Annotated in this window: 22 protein-coding genes, 1 tRNA gene and 1 pseudogene; 16 read left to right on the top strand and 8 right to left on the bottom strand. The window is 43.1% G+C overall.

All coding sequences use genetic code 11. The annotated features are described in order from the left end of the window. Positions 1-134: 134 nt before the first annotated feature. Positions 135-1,172, bottom strand: a complete 1,038-nt coding sequence (locus MKP07_RS05745; protein WP_240845697.1) for an N-acetylmuramoyl-L-alanine amidase — start codon at positions 1,170-1,172, stop codon at positions 135-137. A gap of 177 nt (positions 1,173-1,349) precedes the next feature. Beyond that, positions 1,350-2,123 (bottom strand): YceI family protein, encoded by a 774-nt coding sequence (locus tag MKP07_RS05740; protein WP_240845695.1) that lies wholly within the window; start codon positions 2,121-2,123, stop codon positions 1,350-1,352. Between the two features lie 138 nt (positions 2,124-2,261). Between MKP07_RS05740 and MKP07_RS05735 the strand changes: the two genes are divergently transcribed. The 3 genes from MKP07_RS05735 to MKP07_RS05730 all read left to right on the top strand — a co-directional run bounded on the left by MKP07_RS05735 (position 2,262) and on the right by MKP07_RS05730 (position 3,150). After that, entirely contained in the window at positions 2,262-2,540 is a 279-nt protein-coding gene (locus MKP07_RS05735) for a hypothetical protein (protein WP_240845693.1), read from the top strand. Further along, complete coding sequence (locus tag MKP07_RS37785; RefSeq protein ID WP_262919163.1) at positions 2,537-2,665, top strand: hypothetical protein; 129 nt, start codon at positions 2,537-2,539, stop codon at positions 2,663-2,665. The genes MKP07_RS05735 and MKP07_RS37785 overlap by 4 nt, the downstream gene beginning before the upstream one ends. Before the next feature lie 134 nt (positions 2,666-2,799). Further along, on the top strand, positions 2,800-3,150 hold the full coding sequence (locus tag MKP07_RS05730) for a winged helix-turn-helix domain-containing protein (RefSeq protein WP_240845691.1): 351 nt from the start codon (positions 2,800-2,802) through the stop codon (positions 3,148-3,150). Positions 3,151-4,040: 890 nt separating this feature from the next. On the opposite strand, the gene MKP07_RS05725 is transcribed toward MKP07_RS05730, so the two are convergent. The 6 genes and pseudogenes from MKP07_RS05725 to MKP07_RS42180 all read right to left on the bottom strand — a co-directional run. Then, a tRNA-Arg gene (locus MKP07_RS05725) sits at positions 4,041-4,112 on the bottom strand. Positions 4,113-4,248: 136 nt separating this feature from the next. Then, complete coding sequence (locus MKP07_RS05720; RefSeq protein WP_240845689.1) at positions 4,249-5,043, bottom strand: substrate-binding domain-containing protein; 795 nt, start codon at positions 5,041-5,043, stop codon at positions 4,249-4,251. Further along, positions 5,040-5,282, bottom strand: coding sequence for a LacI family DNA-binding transcriptional regulator (locus MKP07_RS05715; RefSeq protein WP_240845687.1), 243 nt, complete (start codon positions 5,280-5,282; stop codon positions 5,040-5,042). Before MKP07_RS05715 ends, MKP07_RS05720 begins: the two co-directional genes overlap by 4 nt. Positions 5,283-5,416: 134 nt before the next feature. Beyond that, positions 5,417-6,685 carry a glycosyl hydrolase family 95 catalytic domain-containing protein gene (locus MKP07_RS05710; RefSeq protein ID WP_240845685.1) on the bottom strand — a complete coding sequence of 423 codons (1,269 nt, stop codon included), beginning with the start codon at positions 6,683-6,685 and terminating at the stop codon, positions 5,417-5,419. Further along, positions 6,639-6,962: a glycosyl hydrolase family 95 catalytic domain-containing protein gene (locus MKP07_RS42185; protein ID WP_394803631.1), complete on the bottom strand. Its 324-nt coding sequence runs from the start codon at positions 6,960-6,962 to the stop codon at positions 6,639-6,641. The genes MKP07_RS05710 and MKP07_RS42185 overlap by 47 nt, the downstream gene beginning before the upstream one ends. Positions 6,963-7,145: 183 nt before the next feature. After that, positions 7,146-7,855, bottom strand: a pseudogene (locus tag MKP07_RS42180) (glycoside hydrolase family 95 protein); the annotation flags it as partial. 605 nt (positions 7,856-8,460) lie between these two features. Here MKP07_RS42180 and MKP07_RS05700 point away from each other — a divergent pair. From MKP07_RS05700 to MKP07_RS05640, 13 genes are all read left to right on the top strand, one after another. Beyond that, positions 8,461-8,760: a carboxypeptidase-like regulatory domain-containing protein gene (locus MKP07_RS05700; protein ID WP_317235953.1), complete on the top strand. Its 300-nt coding sequence runs from the start codon at positions 8,461-8,463 to the stop codon at positions 8,758-8,760. Continuing rightward, positions 8,754-11,222 (top strand): SusC/RagA family TonB-linked outer membrane protein, encoded by a 2,469-nt coding sequence (locus MKP07_RS05695; RefSeq protein ID WP_240845682.1) that lies wholly within the window; start codon positions 8,754-8,756, stop codon positions 11,220-11,222. Before MKP07_RS05700 ends, MKP07_RS05695 begins: the two co-directional genes overlap by 7 nt. Further along, positions 11,159-11,653 carry a hypothetical protein gene (locus tag MKP07_RS05690; RefSeq protein ID WP_240845680.1) on the top strand — a complete coding sequence of 165 codons (495 nt, stop codon included), beginning with the start codon at positions 11,159-11,161 and terminating at the stop codon, positions 11,651-11,653. Before MKP07_RS05695 ends, MKP07_RS05690 begins: the two co-directional genes overlap by 64 nt. 21 nt (positions 11,654-11,674) lie before the next feature. Continuing rightward, positions 11,675-11,884: a hypothetical protein gene (locus tag MKP07_RS05685; RefSeq protein ID WP_240845678.1), complete on the top strand. Its 210-nt coding sequence runs from the start codon at positions 11,675-11,677 to the stop codon at positions 11,882-11,884. A gap of 35 nt (positions 11,885-11,919) precedes the next feature. Next, complete coding sequence (locus tag MKP07_RS05680; RefSeq protein WP_240845676.1) at positions 11,920-12,909, top strand: RagB/SusD family nutrient uptake outer membrane protein; 990 nt, start codon at positions 11,920-11,922, stop codon at positions 12,907-12,909. Beyond that, positions 12,792-13,562, top strand: coding sequence for a RagB/SusD family nutrient uptake outer membrane protein (locus MKP07_RS05675; RefSeq protein WP_240845674.1), 771 nt, complete (start codon positions 12,792-12,794; stop codon positions 13,560-13,562). Before MKP07_RS05680 ends, MKP07_RS05675 begins: the two co-directional genes overlap by 118 nt. Before the next feature lie 59 nt (positions 13,563-13,621). After that, positions 13,622-14,164: a hypothetical protein gene (locus tag MKP07_RS05670; RefSeq protein WP_240845672.1), complete on the top strand. Its 543-nt coding sequence runs from the start codon at positions 13,622-13,624 to the stop codon at positions 14,162-14,164. A 26-nt stretch (positions 14,165-14,190) separates the two neighbouring features. After that, positions 14,191-15,774: a hypothetical protein gene (locus tag MKP07_RS05665; protein WP_240845670.1), complete on the top strand. Its 1,584-nt coding sequence runs from the start codon at positions 14,191-14,193 to the stop codon at positions 15,772-15,774. Positions 15,775-15,894: 120 nt separating this feature from the next. Next, the gene (locus MKP07_RS05660) at positions 15,895-16,167 is read left to right on the top strand and encodes a hypothetical protein (RefSeq protein WP_240845668.1); all 273 of its coding nucleotides are present in this window, start codon (positions 15,895-15,897) and stop codon (positions 16,165-16,167) included. Beyond that, complete coding sequence (locus tag MKP07_RS05655; RefSeq protein ID WP_240845666.1) at positions 16,157-17,158, top strand: pectate lyase family protein; 1,002 nt, start codon at positions 16,157-16,159, stop codon at positions 17,156-17,158. Before MKP07_RS05660 ends, MKP07_RS05655 begins: the two co-directional genes overlap by 11 nt. Positions 17,159-17,172: 14 nt before the next feature. Next, positions 17,173-17,358 carry a hypothetical protein gene (locus MKP07_RS05650; protein ID WP_240845665.1) on the top strand — a complete coding sequence of 62 codons (186 nt, stop codon included), beginning with the start codon at positions 17,173-17,175 and terminating at the stop codon, positions 17,356-17,358. 12 nt (positions 17,359-17,370) lie between these two features. Next, entirely contained in the window at positions 17,371-17,904 is a 534-nt protein-coding gene (locus MKP07_RS05645; protein ID WP_240845663.1) for a hypothetical protein, read from the top strand. Next, positions 17,904-18,845 carry a hypothetical protein gene (locus MKP07_RS05640; RefSeq protein WP_240845661.1) on the top strand — a complete coding sequence of 314 codons (942 nt, stop codon included), beginning with the start codon at positions 17,904-17,906 and terminating at the stop codon, positions 18,843-18,845. The genes MKP07_RS05645 and MKP07_RS05640 overlap by 1 nt, the downstream gene beginning before the upstream one ends. Positions 18,846-18,993: the final 148 nt, after the last annotated feature.

The following is an 18,993-nucleotide window of genomic DNA, read 5'->3' as shown; positions in this document are numbered from 1 at the left end:
CATAGCAAGTATAAACAAAATATATGAGTAAAGCAGAAGGGGTTTGTTAAAATAAAATGGTTAGTGAGCATTTTAGGCATTAGTCATTTACCATGTTTTATTACTGGGTCTGTAAAAGAAGATTACAAGATTCTCTACATGTATTTCAAAGCCACATTATACAGCACTTTTTTATCATAATCCGTTAGGCTATCTGTATTAGACTTTTGAAGATAATGAAGATTAAATGCCCCGATCGCTATTTTCATGTCACTAACATCATAGCCAATTATACGCAAAGCCCAGGTAGTATTAAAGTCTGCGGGCGGCTCCTTTAAAGCATTGGCATTGTACCAGTATCCAAATCCTGCATCGGCCAGCTTTTTCCAGGGAAATAATTTGCCGGGGTCATCTTTTCTTCCGGGTGCAATATCGGAGTGGCCTATAAAATTAGCCTGGGGGATTTTGTATTGCTCTTTTAAATAGCGTAGTAATATAAGTAGCGCATTGATCTGGGCATCGGTAAAGGCTTCATCCTTTCCATTATTATCTATTTCAATACCCAGGCTGCAGGAGTTCATATCAGTAATGCTTCCCCATTTGCTCGCCCCGGCATGCCAGGATCTCACATAATCATTTAACATCTGGAATACGCTGCCGTCTTTAGCAATAACATAATGGGCGCTGGACTCTCTGCCGGGTCTTGGAACAGAAAAGGTGAAGAGGGTTTGCGCTGCATTGTCCTGCGCTGTATGATGCAGGATAACATAGTTGGGTCTGCGTATATTGAAATCAATTGCTGCATACCATTGGTCGGTATTAACCGCGGGGTTGAACTTGTTGTCTGGCGTAACAGATAGCTGAGCTATGATCGTGTCCAGGGTTTTAAAATAGGTGGTTCTTGCAGAAGCCATTTGCAGGCTGTCAGCCTTGTAAAGAAAATATTCAGGAGACCGGTAAACCAGTGTGGAAGCATCTATACCCGGATACTTAGTTTTAAAGGGTGTATGATCAGTAGCATTATTACCCGTCTTAGCTGTCGGATTTTGTGGTTCCGCGGTCTGCTTCGTTGCTCCGGGTTTTGCAGCTGTTTTTTGTGTAAGTACATTTGTTTTCCTGCTCATGGTACTCTTGCAGGCGAAAAGGGTCAGCATCAATAACCCCAGCAATAATTGTTGAACAGCCGTTTTCATATAGCCCTACCCTGTTGATAATTTTGTTATATGAATTTATTAAAGTTCTGGCACAATCATAAGTTAATTTAAATAGCGGGAATTGAGTTAACTAAAGATGCTGGAAAAGGAATGGCCCATAGGCGATCATTCCTTTTGTTAAATGAATATCAGGAAGTAGTTTAAAATAAAACCGGATTAAGCTTTACGCTGGTTTGCTAAAAAGTGCAGGTATTTTGACTGATTGCAAATCAGGTTTTTGATTCTCTCAGAACAAGGGAAACCCCAGATTTCCCGAAAACAGTCTTTAGCATTTATCTGTTTTTTTGCAACGATTTTAAAATGGAATTCAATGGAATCTGATATCGTTTGGTCCGCTAAAAGCGTATAGAATTTTCCTGATTTATAGCGAACATCCCATTTGGCCCGGTCAATGACCAGCTTGCCGTCGGCTTTAATCATTCCATTTTTAACTTCCATTTTGGCAGGAAAGCTAACGGGGTGCGTGATGCCTTTAATGGTTAAGTTTCCCGAAATTTTTATATTATCACTGTTCCCTGGTTCAACACTCGTAATTGCAATGGTAGAAGTGGGGAATGTTGTAACATTAAAAAAATCAGGATCTTTTAAGTGATTGACAAGATTGTTATTTCTACCATGGCTTTCGTCTTCAATGGTATTCATATCAACTTCGGCGCTGCCACCCACCAATTGGTTATCCTTGATCAGTAATGCTCCTTTGGATAAATAAACATATCCTGTATGGGTGTTGGAGCCAAGCAGGTTAGAGCCTTTCCAGGTTACAACACTTTCTGCTGTATCTATGGTAATATAGTTTTTATCATCTACATGCAGGGGTAAAGAGCTTGTTACTGCACTCTCTTTGTTCTCAGTTGCTACAGGGCCGCTGCAACCAAAAAGCAAAGAAGTTGTTACTACAATTAGAAAGGTACATGTTGTTTTGTTGTTCATGCTACAGAGATTATATTGGTTAATAAAAAAATGGATAAATTATTTTAGGAGGGATACAACGAAAGTACTTTCATGTTTTTAGGCCTGAGAATCAGGATTGTAAATAAAAATGTAACCTTTGTAAATAAATTGTAAAGTATGTCTGATAGCCTAAGCATCCTGTCCGGAAAACGTAAATACCTTTTCGGATTGCTCGTACTCTCATTTATTGCGGTGATCTGCCTGGCTTTCACCATAAGAGATAAGGACGATTTTGATATTGCCAGGCGGGAAGTTTTGCTTCGCAGGATCGGGCATGAACTGCTTTTGCAGTCTGGCGACAGTACCTCAAGGGTGCTGCCGGTAAAAAGACCGGCGAAAATGAGTACCGCATCAGCTTTGCAAATGACTTTAGTTTTCAACCAGACTCCCTGGTGAACACCACCAGGCGTTTATTAGCTAACGACCCGCTTACAGGTGGCTATATCGTTAATGTTTTGAATGGCAACAATAGTGTAGCCTATGGATTTGCTATATCCGGAAAGAAAAAGATGACATCGTAAGCTGTACCGGAAGAAAGCAACCTAAGGCATCTTATATCATCAATATTAAATTTGAACCAGCGGATACCAATATTGTAAGGACGGTAACCCTGCTGGGTAGCCTGCCGTTTCTGGCATTTGTTGGGTTTATGTTTTTGAGGTCTGCCAAACCGAAGAAAATATCCAATAATAATAAGCCGCCTGCAGATCAGTTTTCTCTAGGTACTATTTTATTTAATGCAAAGGAGCGTCGATTGATCGTAAATGAAAATATCATAGAGCTGACAGGAACTGAAACCCGTTTGTTGCTCATTTTCGCGCAATCTCCTAACCAGACCATAGAAAGAAGCAGGCTGCAAAAAGAGATCTGGGAAGATGAAGGCGTAATAGTAGGGCGTAGCCTAGATATGTTTATATCAAAACTCAGGAAAAAGTTAGAAGTAGATCCGAACATAAAGATCGTTGTTATTCGGGGCAAAGGGTATAAGTTGGATATTGGTGCTTAAAGGCTCTTTGTTTTCAACCGATATATTAAAAGGAATGGCCGTGATCATTCCTTTGACTGTAGCCCGGGCAAGAATCCCCGCCTGCCGGAGCGAACGGGCAGGCGCGCCTGCATAACACAGTCGGCAGGGAACTTGTTTCTCCGAACGAAATGACTGCCCGGCATATAAGGTTTAGTGCATATGTATATCGATACCCACAAATGACTTGAAAACAAAAAAGGAATGACCGTGATCATTCCTTTTGTGTAGCCCGGACAAGAATCCCCGCCTGCCAAGACGCAGTCGGGCAGGGAACTTGTTTACCCGAACGAAATGTCTGCCCGGCATATAAGGTTTAGTGCGTATGTATTCGATACCCACAAATGCCGTTAAAACAAAAAAGGAATGACCGTGATCATTCCTTTTGTAGCCCGGACAAGAATCCCCGCCTGCCAAGACGCAGTCGGGCAGGGAACTTGTTTACCCGAACGAAATGTCTGCCCGGCGTATAAGGTTTAGTGCGTATGTATTCGATACCCACAAATGCCGTTAAAACAAAAAAGGAATGACCGTGATCATTCCTTTTGTGTAGCCCGGACAAGAATCCCCGCCTGCCAAGACGCAGTCGGGCAGGGAACTTGTTTACCCGAACGAAATGTCTGCCCGGCATATAAGGTTTAGTGCGTATGTATTCGATACCCACAAATGCCTTGAAAACAAAAAAGGAATGACCGTGATCATTCCTTTTGTAGCCCGGACAAGAATCCCCGCCTGCCAAGACGCAGTCGGGCAGGGAACTTGTTTCCCCGAACGAAATGACTGCCCGGCATATAAGGTTTAGTGCATATGTATATCGATACCCACAAATGACTTGAAAACAAAAAAAGGAATGACTGTGATCATTCCTTTTGTAGCCCGGACAAGAATCGAACTTGTATCTAGAGTTTAGGAAACTCCTATTCTATCCATTGAACTACCGGGCCAATATTAAAGCAAATCTTTGGTTTTGCTTCTTGTGTAAGAACTCTTATTCTATCCTCCCGAAAGTTCGGGAGAACTACCGGGCCATTTTCCAAACTCCTTTGGAAAGGGCTGCAAATATAATAAAGATTCGGGTATCTAACGGCTATTTTGGCTGCTCTCCCTGATGATGATCTCTGGGGCCAGGCTTTCCAGTTGAAAATCGGTGACAGCACGCTTGCTTTCAATCAGTTTCAGCAACAATGTAGCGGCTTTTTCACCCATTTCAAATGCCGGCTGGCGGATCACCGAAAGGGCTGGATCAAAAAGCGAGGTATACTTGGAATTATTAAAACCGATCACGCCCATATCTTTGGGGATCTGGATCTTTTCTCTTTTTAAAATGCTGAAAGTTTCTGTTGTGATCTTGTCTGCCAGCAAAACAAGCGCATCTGGCTTCTTTTTAAGCTTTAGCAATTCCTTTACCGCCGTTTCAACCTCTTCCACATCTGAGCCTCCATGTGAGCAATAACGGATCAGCGATTTGTCCACCGTCATCTTCTTATCTGCCAGGGCCTGCAGGTAGCCGGCAAGACGTTCCCGGGTGATAGCGAGATTAGGGTTGCTGGCAATAATACCAATGCGCTTAAATTTATTTTGAATAAGATGTTGTGTAGCCTGGTACACACCCTGTAAATTATCGGTAATTACCTTGTGGGTGTTGATCTCTTCCACCACCCGGTCGAAAAATACAATGGGTAACCTCTTTTCGTGCAGCTGCTTTAAGCCAGTGAAATCGCTGGTTTCAGAAGAAATAGAAATGATCAAACCGTCAATTGATCTGGAGGTAAGATAATCCAGGATCATTTGTTCCCGCTCCAATGATTCCCTGCTTTGGGTAATGATAACATTGTACCCGTTTTTATAGGCAATGGATTCAATACCGTTAATCACCTGGCTGAAAAAGTATTGGCAATTTCCGATACCACCACGCCAATAGATAGCGTTCTTTTCTCCTTTAAACTTAAAGCAACGGGATTGGGGCGATAATTGATCTCTGCGGCGTAGTCCCTGATCTTTTTCTTGGTGGCTTCACTGATTTCGTGGCTGTCCCGCAAAGCACGCGATACTGTCGAAGTCGACAGTCCCAGCGCTTTGGCAATATCCTTTATGGTAGCAGCTTCAAACTTCATACAAGCATCACACCTTTGCTGCGAAGATATAGAATTATGCACAGCATAGCACTATCCGTACTGTAATGGCAGCCGGTTTTAACAAATAAGCCAGCCATTGGTATAACCAGGCCTATTGCTCTTTTTTATGATAACTACTTACTTATAAATTCATATGTTTTTCCTGGCATCGTTTTAAAATCGAACAAGGCAGTTTCTTCGATGGTGTTGCCTGCTAGTTTTGCTTTATCTGATATTAATGGTTTCCTGATATCCGGTACAAAATAAAACGGGTTGCTGTTGGCTCCCGATGCCTTCCATAATTGAACAAAAGCCGTCACCGGTTTGAGGAAGTGGTTGAGCCGTAACCTGCAATTACCACCTAAGCGGGATTGTATTTTCAGGTAGGTGACCTTTCCGTCAGCCCATTTAATGTCAACTACAAAACCTCCTCTGGCGATCAGCCCTTGTATAGATCCGTGTTTCCAATTAGTAGGAATAGCCGGTAAAATATGTAGTGCGCCATCGTGAGATTGCAACAGCATTTCGGCAATTCCTGAAGTGCAGCCAAAATTTCCATCGATCTGGAAAGGTGGATGGGCATCAAAGAGATTGGGGTAAGTACCGCCGTTCTGTCCCTTTGTTTCCAGGGAGGCCGGTGAAAGCTGATCGGCTATTAATTTGTAAGCCCTGTCGCCATCCAGTAACCGGGCCCATAAATTTACCTTCCATCCCATCGACCATCCTGTGGACTTATCGCCGCGGTACACTAGGCTATTTCTTGCAGCTTCAAATAATTGAGGGTTGGTATAAGGAGATACCTGTGCTGCCGGAAATAGTCCATACAGGTGAGATACGTGCCGGTGCTTATCGTTGGCGCGGTCCCAGTCTTCCAGCCATTCCTGCAGCTGCCCGTGCTGGCCTATCTGCATTGGCGGAAGACGTTTCAGCATATTGCTTACGGTATCGGCTAATGAAGCATCGCTGGCGAGTATTGTGGCAGATTGTAAAAAATTATTGAACACATCAAATACCAGCTGATTGTCCATTGTTGTTCCGGCACTGATGCCAACGCCGCTCTGGTAGGTGTTTTCGGGTGACATAGAAGGAGCCACCACCAGCCATTTATGCTTTGGCTCTTCCTGTAGTACATCCACATAAAACAAGGCGGCTCCTTTTAGAACCGGGTAGTATTTTTTCAGAAAATGTTTATCGCCCGTGAACAGGTAATGCTGCCATAAATGCTGGCTTAGCCAGGCACCTCCCATGGGCCACATACCATAAAAACCACCATCTACCGGCCCGGTGATGCGCCACAGATCTGTGTTGTGGTGCAGGTTCCAGCCGCGTGCTCCATACATCTGGCTGGCGCTTTCTTTACCGGTAACGGATAACTTCTTCCAGCATTTTAAAAAGGGGCTCATGCATTTCGGGTAAGGCTGTTACTTCTGCGGGCCAGTAATTCATTTCTGTATTGATGTTAACCGTGTATTTACTATCCCATGGCGGACTTAGTAAATGATTCCATTTGCCCTGCAAATTAGCAGGCTGACTACCCGGCATAGAACTACAGATCAGCAGGTATCGCCCGAATTGGAAATACAAGGACACCAGCGCGGGGTCGTTGGTTTGGGCAAAGGCTTTAATACGTTCGTCAGTAGGTTGATTAGCAGCTTCATTGCTGCCCAGGTCAAGGCTCACGCGGTCGACGTATTTTTTATAGAGATCAATATGCTGCTGTTTCAGGCTGGCAAAGGGTTTACGGCTAACAGTGTTGAGCCTTTGATCATTCAGTAATACCGGGTCATTACCCAGGGTTCTGTAATTAATGAAATTAGTGCTGATGGAAATAAATACGGTTAATGAGTTCGCTTTTGATACAGATAGCAGGCTGTCGGTAGCACGTATACTACCTCCTTCAGCAATGGGCAATGCTCTTACTTCGTACTGCAGCTTACCCGTTTTGTTATCTACTGATGAGGTATTTCCGGATAAGCTCAATTGCTTTCCTTTTATAGCCCTTGTATATTGTTTAAAGGGGCTTCGTAATTGAAGATCACAGTCAATACTGCCCGGGCGATCAGCGGTTACGCGTACCATAATAACCCGGTCTTTTAAAGAAGCAATATATTCTCTTTTATAGTTAATGCCATTGCTGGTATAGGTAACTGTAGCCACCGCATTTTTAAGATCCAGTGTTCTGCGGAAATTAGTAACAGCTCCTTTGTCTGCAAACCGCATCAACAAGCCCCCGCCGTTTGATATTGCATGCCATAGTTGGCATTAGCAGGTGCCTGTCGTGGAAAAGCCTGGTTGGAAAGATCCTGTGCGGCTTTATACTCACCATTAAACAGCAGCTTGCGTATATCACCAATCGGCGCCGCTACATTGGGTAGCAAATTATTGCCTGGCTCTCCGGCCCAGATTGTTTCCTCGTTTAGCTGTACGCTCTCATTCAGCGGGTTGCCAAATACCATGGCCGCCAATGGACCGTTTCCGATAGGAAGCGCTTCGTTCCAGTTGGAAGCCGGCTGGCTGTACCATAAGGTAGATTTTCCATCAACAGTTGTTTGTGCCTTCGCAGGCGAAAACATAATTAGAGCTACCAGTAAAAAAGAGGTGGGGAGGGGTGCATAAGCGGGATAAAAATGGAGTTAAATCAAATTTTGGGCAATCGTTGCTGATAAATAAAGTTTAAAAATAGGGTATAAAAATAAATTTTGTAACCGTTTTTATAAAAGATGCAATTTTTGACATTTTAAAACAGTCTTTTTAGTCCCACCATCTATTAGTGTTGAATAGCGATCATAATGCTCGTTACAGAGAGCCAGTAATTTCCTTGCGGGGAACGATTTGTTTTGATGCATGAGTGGCCCGGGTTTTACTATAAAGTTTTGATGTAGTGTTTTATTTTCTAATACATGCTATAATGTAGTATTTGCAGGTACTTGAACCTGTTTGATGTATGCTTTTGTGCGCACTTTTAAAGAAGCGGGTTTCTATTTTAGGATCAAAATCTTCATCAATAACTGCTATCGAAAACGTTTGCGTAAATAAATCTATCCTGTACCTACCTGCTTCAAAAAAAATAAGTACAATTGCTTAACGATTGGATTATTTCCGGCATAAAAATGAAACCGATTGCGTATTTTTTGTAATTCCGGAGTTCTAAAACTAAAATTAAAAGCCACATGAACAGATTATTGCTTATGCTATTGACGGTCTTTTTTGCGCTGCTGCGAATGCGCAAACTAAAAAGATCTCTGGTACAGTAGTGGATGATGAAAAACTTCCCTTGCAAGGTGTTACGGTTGCCGTAAAAGAAGGTGTTGCTATCACTCAAACAGATGTTGCCGGTAAGTTCTCGATTAATGTTCCCGCGGGAGATACTGCCAGCCTGGTTTTCTCTTTCACCGGTTATATGGGACAAACAATAGTAGCAACAGAAGGCATGCATGTTTCCCTGGTAAAAATATTGTTGCCGGTGACGATGTGGTGATCATTGGATACGGTTCTGCCACATCCGTAAAAAGTTTGACAGGTTCGGTTTCTTCTGTTTCAGGAAAAATGCTGGCCCGTGTTCCGGTATCATCAGCGGCAGAAGCTTTGCAGGGTAAAGCCGCGGGTGTACAGGTAACTGTGGCAGATGGTGAGCCCGGCGCCGAGATCAATATCCGTATCAGGGGTGGTACTTCCGTTACGCAAAGTAACGCGCCTCTGTTTATTGTGGATGGTTTCCAGGTGCCCAATATCAACGATATTCCTCCTACAGATATTCAGAGCATCGACATTCTTAAAGACGCTTCTTTAACGGCTATCTACGGAGCCCGCGGAGGTAATGGGGTGGTGGTAGTTACTACCAAGCGTGCCCAGGCGGGTAAATTATCGGTAACATTTAACCATAATACACAGGTAAGAACACTGGCCCGAAAGATAGCAGTAATGGATCCGTATGAGTTTGTAAAAATTCAGTATGAAGCGGTGGTGGGTAATAATACCAACCGCCAAAGGTTTCGTGGAAACTTTGGTAATCCCATGGATTTTGATTTGTACAAACGCTTTGAGGGTAATGACTGGCAGGATGAAATTTTGGGAGGTAACCCATTAAGCCATATGTATAATATAACCCTCAACGGTGGTACGCAAACGATGCGGTATAATACCAGTATCACCCATCACGAGGAAAATGGTGTATTGATGGGATCCGGGTTCTCAAGAACCAATGTGCTTACGAAATTTGAAGCAGATCTTTCTAAAAAAGTAAAAGTGCAGATTGTGCCGCGCTTTACTTATACCAAGAGAAAAGGTGGAGGCGCAAGTGCAGTAGGCGCGGGCGGTCTTATAGGTGTATTGCGCTACCGGCCTACCAATGGTATTCGCGAATTTTCGCACCTGCCGCCAGAGGATATTGATCCGGATGAGGAAAGGCTTTTCGAATACAATAACCCTCGTGGCGATCTGGAGCAAAACTATTTAAGGGATAATAACTACTCTTTCTCCAACCAGGCTATGCTGGACTGGAAAATTTTGAAAAACCTGACCTTTCGTTCGGTGGGTTCTCAAAATATGTCCTTTGGTTATGTGGATCAATTTTGGGGCGATCTGACCCGTGATGCGATCAGCAATAATGGTTTGCCTTTAACACAAATGACCACTTCGAGAGGAAGCCGGTATCAATGGTCTAATACCTTCGAATATCGGGGCTCTAAGGAAAAACACAGTTATCAGATAGTAGCGGGTCAGGAAATTCTTAGCTCAAAGGGATTTTCAGCTTCACAGCGTTCCCGTTATTTTCCTAAGGATGTAGAGCCGGAAAGAGCCCTGAGAAACCTTGGCCTGGGAACGCCCTGGCAGGCAACATCGTTTATGAGTTCACCAGTGAGGCTGTCATCTTATTTTGCACAGGCTAACTACGATTTTGAGAAAAGATACCTGCTTTCGCTTACCTACAGAGCCGATGGTTCTACGAGATTCGCTCCGGGTAATCAATGGGGCCATTTCCCGGCTGTTTCGGGTGGCTGGATGGTGACCAACGAAAAGTTTATGCAGGAACAGAACTTATTCTCGCAGCTTAAATTACGCGTTGCATACGGGCTTACCGGAAACAATGAAATTGAAGACGATATGTGGCGTTACCAATACAGAATTAATACGGGCGGAGGACCGGGCTGGGGTGAGAGCAATGAAACAGGTTATGAATATTACACCAACACCGGCGGCGCCACACTTCCTAATCCTAATATCAAGTGGGAGACTTCTATCAAGCGCAACCTCGCACTCGACATTGGTCTGTTTAAGGATCGTATAACCATCACGCCGGAATATTATATCAATACAACCAAGGATTTACTGTATGAGAGTAATATCCCAACAACCACTGGCTACGTAAAACAAATGCAGAATATCGGCCAGGTAACCAACCGGGGTTTTGAACTCACGATTAATGCACAGATCATACAAAAACAAAAAGCTTACTTCAATACAACCTTCACTTTTGGTGCGAATAAAAAAACCATCGATAAGTTGAATGGAACGGAGGATGTTATATGGATGACATCCAGCCGCTGGAATTCGTCGGATGCCGATTATATGATAAAAGTAGGCGATCAGCTGGGCCTTATTTACGGGTATGTATATGATGGTATTTATAGATTTGATGAGTTTGATCTGCAGGGGATTAACTGGGTGGCTAAACCCGGAACGGTAATTAACGATGCACTATTTGGTACACAACCTGGCCGTCCGAAGTTTAAAAACTTTGTAGATGGAGAAGGTGAAACTAATGTGGTGAATGAAAGAGACAAAGTCGTGATCGGAAACACGAACCCTAAATTCAGTGGAGGTTTAAACCTCTCAGGAGGGCTGGGCAATTTTGATATGTCGGCTAACTTCTTTTTATGTACGGGTTTGATGTCAATAACGCTACACGTTATACCTTATCATCCTTTGAAGGCAATGTGAATAATTACTTCAACATACTACCGGAATTTAGTTCAGACAAACGCTGGAGATATGCGGATGATATCTACGGAGACAGGATGGTGAGCAATGCAAACTACCTAACCCAGTACCAGGAAGTGAACGCTAATGCTACCATTTTTAACCCGGTAGATATTGGTAAAAAAGTTACTCATTCTTATTTTATAGAAGACGGATCTTTCCTGCGTTTACAAGACGTAACTTTAGGGTACCGATTGCCGCAAAGCCTGCTCAACCGCATGAAGATTAATAACCTGAGGGTATTTTTCAGTGGTTATAACTTATTTCTGCTGACTAAGTACACAGGGTATGATCCTGAGGTGGATGTACAGACATCATTGACTCCGGGAATCGACTACAATCGTTATCCAAGAAGCCGGAACTTTTTAGCGGGTATCAATATTACATTTTAACCTAGTATAAACTTATATAAGATGAGAAAATATATTTTCATTCTCAGCACTTTATTAATAGGCTTTATCTCCTGTAACAAAAATTTCCTGGAAGTGAATTCCGATTCCAAATATGAAGGGAATTATGTATTTGGGAACAAAGAAGAGATTAACAGGGTATTAACCGCTGTATATGCTTCGTTGATGAGCAATGATGCTTACGGCAATGCCTTTTTAACACTTTTGCCTTAAATAGCGATGTAGAGTTTAGTGCCTTCGCAGGTGAATTGCCTAGCGTAAGCGGAGAAGATTTCAAGGCTTTTGATGGCGCCCGGCATGCGCCCACCGTTCAAAGATTGTGGGACAAACTTTACGAGGGCATTGAGCGAGCCAATATTTTTATTGATGGCATTCAAAAGAGCCCTGTATTTACCAAAAATGACAGAGATCTTACGCAGCAATTAGGAGAAGCGAAAGTGTTGAGGGCGATGTTCTACCACGACCTGGTAGTAATGTATGGTGATGTGCCTTTTAATACAAAACCTGCTATGCAGCTGGGCACTGATTTCGTGATACCGGTTACTGATCGCAACGAGATTCTTAGCTTTCTCATCGATGATCTGAAGGAAGCAGCGCCCGGAATGAAAAGTGCCAATGAAATTGCCCAGGGTATTGAGCGTGCATCTAAAGAATTTTGTCATGGCATGATTGCCCGTATAGCGTTAACAAGAGGAGGGTATGCTTTATATCCGGAGGGCACAAAAGGTACCATGAAGAGAATGCCTGACTACAAAGATTACTATGCAATTGCCATGCAGTATGCAGATTCGGTGATAACATCAGGAAAACATAATCTTACTAAATCTTATAGAAATGTATTCATTGATGAAACCAATAACGTGGTGACCAATAACGACGATCCTATTTTTGAGATTCCCTTTTTAAGGAATGGAAGTGGAACGGTGGGCAATGTTACCGGTCCGGCTGTATCAGGTGTAGAGAATGTTACTACGCATGTCTGGGGTGTATCAGGTGGCGGTATGCGGTTGAATGCTTTTTACCATTACTCTTTCGATCGGGCGGATATTCGCAAGGACTATGTGGTAGGTCAGTGGAGTTATGATGCCACGGGTACCCCCAGGTATTGGCAGACTATACCATGTATAATAACAAATGGTCTAAAATATGGTCTGATCCCGGAAAAGCTTTGGGTAGTCAGAGTACCAACAACACCGGCATTAATTTCCCTTATATGCGCTATGCAGATGTATTGCTGATGTATGCAGAAGCGGTGAACGAAGTAGAGAATGGTGTAAATGGTACCCATGGCGCCAAAGCATTAGACGCTTTTAAAAAAGTGCGCAGACGTGCATTTCGCGATTCAGTTCAATCGCAGAAAGTAGAAGCCTACACCAGTACGGTGTCTGTTTCGAAGGAGTCATTTTTCAATGCGATTGTAAACGAGCGTAAATGGGAGTTTGGTGGGGAAAATATACGCTGGAAAGACCTGGTTCGCTGGAACTTATATTCGAAAGTGGTGTATGACACTTTTATGGAGTACTATATTGTAGCATCCATGGTTGGTGGTGATTTTATGGAAGGCTCAGAAAAATACCAAACGCTTCCTTTTAATAAGTTTTTCAGGCGTGTGGCTAATCCAGGCAATAAAGACATCTATCCTAATACCACTTTAAATATCATTGAGTTTTATAACCCATGGGAAGGTGTATTGCATCCGGGTGCCGGTTGGGACATGGCCACCCTCTATGCCTGGTATGATGAAAATACTTCATTACCCAGGGCACAGATATTTTATTCGTTCCGTGGCTTTATCAGGGGTGGTACCAATAGCAACTGGGAATCTCTGAATCGTAATAATCTGCCCCCGTACGTTATATACTTCCTTTCCCCAACCAGGCCATTGTCCTGAGTAATGGGGTATACAAAAACAATTATGGTTATTAATGTATCGTATTAAAAATAGGCAATATGAAAATTAAAATTTTGATACTGAACATCGCTGTAGCCAGCTTGCTGGCAATGGTCCTAAATGGCTGTAGAAAAAACCAGCGGGAAGTTACCGATGCGGAAGAAAATACATCCTTTATGGCCGTATTTCGCCACCAGGGAAATACGGGTAAAACAGGTGATCCGCTAGCGAGCCAGGTAGTAAATACCAACGATATGTACCTCACATGGAATGGTATCAACGGCGCTGCGGGTTATCGGCTTAAAATGAAAGTGCAATCGGGCTCATGGGACATTCCTGGCGATATTCTCTGGGATACCATTGTAGGGCCGGATGTGCTAAAAATTACCAAGCAGGACCTGCAATATTCTACTAAACATAATTTTGCCATACAAACCCTTTCTCCACTCGGAGAGGCCTATCATTCTAAATGGTATGGACTTGGGGATGGTTCTCATAACGATGATCGTGCAGAGTGGGAAATGGGAGAGCGTTTGGGTATCCCGGATGTGGTAGCTGTCGGGGCAGTAACAGAGACCAGCATGCGTGTTTTTTTGAATTAACGGTTGGAAGTACTAATCCCACGGATTTGAATCCCAGCTTTCAATATGAAAATGGGAAATTTTTGATAGATGAGATATTGGTTCAGCCAGCTTCAGTAAACAGGGATCTTCCTTCACAAACGATCAAATTAACAGAAGCAGATAAGGCCAGAGGTTATGTAGATGTTACCGGGTTAACGCCCAATTCCCTTTACGTAGTGAACGGCCTGAACAGCAAAGTTCCCCGATACTGGGATCGTTTATACAACACCAGCATGGTACGCATGAGGGGACAGGTTGGAGCGCCTATATTGATACCTCATGTGGTAGATGCCACCAATACCTGGGCACAACAAAATAATGCATGCCGTATCGATACGATATTAAACAATTTCCTTTTTGATAATACCCTGGCCGAAGGCACCATATTTATGCTGGAAGCCGGCAAAAAGTACTATATAGCAACTGGCGTGGTATTGGCTAAAGGCTTAACCTTAAAATCGAATTCGCCTGGCGGTGCAAAACCCATTGTTTATCTGGGCCTTGGCTATAACGCTACCAATACCGCTTCTAACGCCAATAATTTCCAACTCGGACGTCCGGCGCAGGCGGGTGAGATTGGCAGTATTACCATGGGTGATGTGATCTTTGATAATATCAGTTTTGAACTTCCTCTGGCCGTTAACTTTTTCAATCAGTCCTTATTCCCGGGTAAATCCATTAACGGTAACTATTTCATCAACCAGCATTCGGCGTCTATGCCGTTTACCTGTTCCAAACTGGAAGCGCGTAATTGCAATTTTCAGGGTATGGTAAGATGTTGGTTCAGAACACAGGGGCCAAACCGCCAGGTAATTGAGAATATCATTGTAGATAACTGCTTGTTTCATGATGCTGGTATGTACGATGTAACAGGGCGTGGTTATCCGTTTATTACAGGAGAAGCCAGGTCGGACAGGACGAATATTTTTAATAATGTAGTAATTAAAAACAACTCATTTATTGGAGTGAGCTGGGATCAGCTGGTACGGGAAAATGGCAACCGGGCCTGGGCGTCAAGTGTTGTTTGGAATGTAACGGTAGAGAATAATACTTTCCTGAATGCTTTCTCTGTTTCCAATGGGCGCTTCCTGATACAGCATCAGAATCCGCCAGCCAACAGTAGGTATGTTGTTAAGAAAAACCTCTTTGTGTCAGTTAAGGCCGCCGGTGATAGCAGGGACTTCTTCCAGAGTGGGATGGACTTCAGAACTTATCGTCCAGGCTTAAGCTTTGATATTGCAGATAACTATTCCACTTCATCAAAATCTGCCAACGGAGCTATTACTTATTTCACTTCCGCCGAAATTTTCAATAACCAGGCTTTCAGTAACACCACAAGAGGCGCTGGCTTTAACAACGGAGTGTTGAATGTTGGTGGCCTTGAAGCAACCAAGGTAATTACCGGTCCAACGCCTATTGCTCCGGAAAACCTGATGGTTGATCCCTATCCCAAAGGTAAAAAAGTAGGTACCGCCTGGGACGTGAATGCGCACATTTATAATGTAGAAGGCCTGAAATTCAAGAATACACCGGAAGTGTTAAATCACCCGATCTACACGAAAGGTATCGGGGATCCACGCTGGCGGTAATGAAATATAGATCAATGGATGTTTTAATTACCTGATCAAATTGAACCTGGAGTCGGCTCACCGGATGGTGGTGACTTCAGGTTATTTTCTTTAAAAGGATAAGAAGAAATGGTGATAGTAATGATCCAGAAATATCAATGTTGTTTTAATATGTTTTTAAAATTGTTAGTTCCGCTGGTGTTGATATCAGGCAACTGCATCTCGCAGCAGCCTGGTACATTACCATCTCCTAAGAGTATCATAATTGCCTTTCCTGGTGCGGAAGGCTTTGGGCGTTTTGCTACCGGCGGCCGTGGAGGCCAGGTAATAAAAGTTACTAATCTCAACGATAACGGCGAAGGCAGCCTGCGTGCGGCCGTGGAAACAAAAGGACCTCGCATGGTTGTGTGTTGACGTTTCGGGCACTATTGCATTGCAATCTAATTTACGAATTAATAACAGCGATATTACTATTTCAGGCCAAACAGCACCCGGCGATGGGATCACTCTGAAAAATTATCCTGTTGACCTGGGGGCAGACAATATTATTATCCGCTTCATGCGTTTTCGCATGGGCGATGAAGCAAAGCAGGAGGGCGATGCGATCGGTGGTAAATGGAAGAACAATATTATACTGGACCATTGCTCTATGAGCTGGAGCACAGATGAATGTGTATCGGTATACAATAACTATTATACTACGGTGCAATGGTGCATCATTTCCGAGAGCTTACGCAATTCCGCGCATCATAAAGGAGCGCATGGTTATGGCGGTATCTGGGGTGGAAAGTTTGCTACCTTTCATCATAACCTGATGGCACACCATGACAGTCGTGTTCCGCGCTATGGTGAGCATGCCAATCACGAGTTTGCTTTAACCGACCTCCTAGATGTACGCAACAATGTTTATTATAACTGGGGTAACAACAGTGCTTACGGTGGCGAGGGCATGAACATCAATATTATTAATAATTATTACAAACCGGGGCCTGCTACTTTAAAAAGAGAAAGAGTTTATTCACCCGATAAAAACAAGAAACCCGGAACTCCGGTATATAATAAATGGGGGAAATTTTATATCAGCGGAAACTATGTAGAGGGCAGCGATCGCAGTACTAAAGATAACTGGACCTATGGGGTTTATAACCAGATGCAGCATAATTATCCCGACCTTACAGATGCGGAGAGAATAGCTATGAGACTGTCTGCTCCACACCCTGTAGAGAACAATATCATTACCTATGATGCAGGTAAGGCCTATAAGCAGGTGGTAAATTTTGTGGGCGCTTCCCTGGTAAGAGATGCGGTTGATTTGCGGATACTTAATGATGTGAAAAAGGATCATTCTCGAAGGAGGGATCCAATGGTAGCAAAAACGGTATTATCGATACGCAGGGCGATGTAGGCGGATGGCCGGAGTTGAAGTCATTACCTGCATTGAAGGATGCCGATAATGATGGGATGCCCGATGAGTGGGAAATAGCCAATAAGCTGGATCCTAAAAAAGCCAATGCTAACAGCCGTGATCTGAACAAGGATTATGATAATATAGAAATGTATATCAATAGCCTGGTAAAAGCTATTACTGACAAACAAAAATTGTAATACCGAAAAATTGTGTTGCCCTCTTACCGGTTTAATAAAATAAAGAATAAAAACATGGGCTCTAAATGGATATGGTGCATATTAGTCGGACAGGTATTTTTATTTTCCTGTAAATCACAGCAGGCTTTAGCATCAATACCTGTTATCGAAGAAAGGCCGATTGCGTTTCCCGGTGCTGAAGGTTTTGGTAAGTATACCACCGGTGGGCGTGGCGGCAGAGTTTTGATCGTTAGTAATTTGAATGACGATGGAGAGGGAAGCCTGCGAAAAGCACTAGCGGCAAAAGGCCCGCGCATCGTTGTTTTTAATGTTTCCGGAACTATTCATTTGCAGTCTAAATTAAATATAAAGGGAGATATAACTATTGCAGGGCAAACAGCTCCGGGTGGCGGTATCTGTATTGCCGATTATCCTGTTTCTGTTGTGGGCGATAATGTTATTGTTCGTTTTCTCAGGTTTCGTATGGGAGACCGTTACCAGAATAAAGGCATGATTGATGGCGCGGTGCTGATGATGCTTTTAGCGCCTCGGGAAGAAAAAATATAATGATTGATCACTGTAGTATGAGCTGGAGTACAGATGAAGTATGCTCTGTTTATAAAGGAGATAGCACAACCCTGCAATGGAACCTGATTACAGAGCCACTCAATTATTCTTATCATTTTGAAACAGGCGATAAAGACTTTGAGCATCATGGTTATGGTGGTATATGGGGAGGGACCCATTTTAGTGCGCACCATAATTTAATAGCCCATTGCGTTAGCCGTACGCCCCGATTTAACGGTGTGCGATTAGGAGAAACAGATGAGCTGGCCGATTTCAGAAATAATGTGATCTACAACTGGGGACATAATAATGTGTACGGCGGCGAAAATGGTAAGTACAATATTGTTAATAATTATTATAAATATGGCCCTGAAACAAAAAAGAATGTACAAAGCCGCATTGTAAATCCTACTAAAACTTCAGACACTACGCATCCTTATGGCAGTTTTTATGTAAAGGGTAACTATGTTGATGGTGACGATAAAGCAACTAAAAATAATTACCTGGGTATCCATGTAGATAAAGCAACTACAGATAACGAAAAGCAATTGGCAATAGCTGGCCAGGCCTTTCGCGTTATTGATTTGAAAGAACAGTCAGCAAAAGATGCTTACAAAGAAGTAATAAAATATGCCGGCGCCATATTACCGCAACGGGATACACTGGACCAAAGAGTGATTAAGGAAGTTACCAACAGAACAGGACGGTTTATTGATGTGCAGGGAGGATATTCGCATGGTACCGTGTATGAAAAAACGGTGAATGCCTGGCCGTATTTAAAGCAGCAATCTATACTCGCAGATACGGATAAAGATGGGATGCCGGATGAATGGGAGAAAAAGAACAAACTCAATATAAATGATCCCGGTGATGCATCTGTTTGCAACATTCATCAATCTTATACGAATATCGAAGTGTATATCAATAGCCTAGTTCCATGAAGAGTTTTTTTATATAGTCTTTAGTTTAACAATTATCAAAGGGATCAATGCCCAGGCGCCTGCATTCCCCGGAGCCGAAGGGTTTGGTAAATACACCACGGGTGGCAGAGGAGGTCGGGTAGTAACAGTTTCTAATTTAAATGATGAT

This window comes from Paraniabella hibiscisoli, assembly GCF_022512515.1.
Classification (GTDB): domain Bacteria; phylum Bacteroidota; class Bacteroidia; order Chitinophagales; family Chitinophagaceae; genus Niabella; species Niabella hibiscisoli.
The sequence above is the reverse complement of the archived record's forward strand: the minus strand, read 5'-3'. Positions and strand labels throughout refer to the sequence as shown.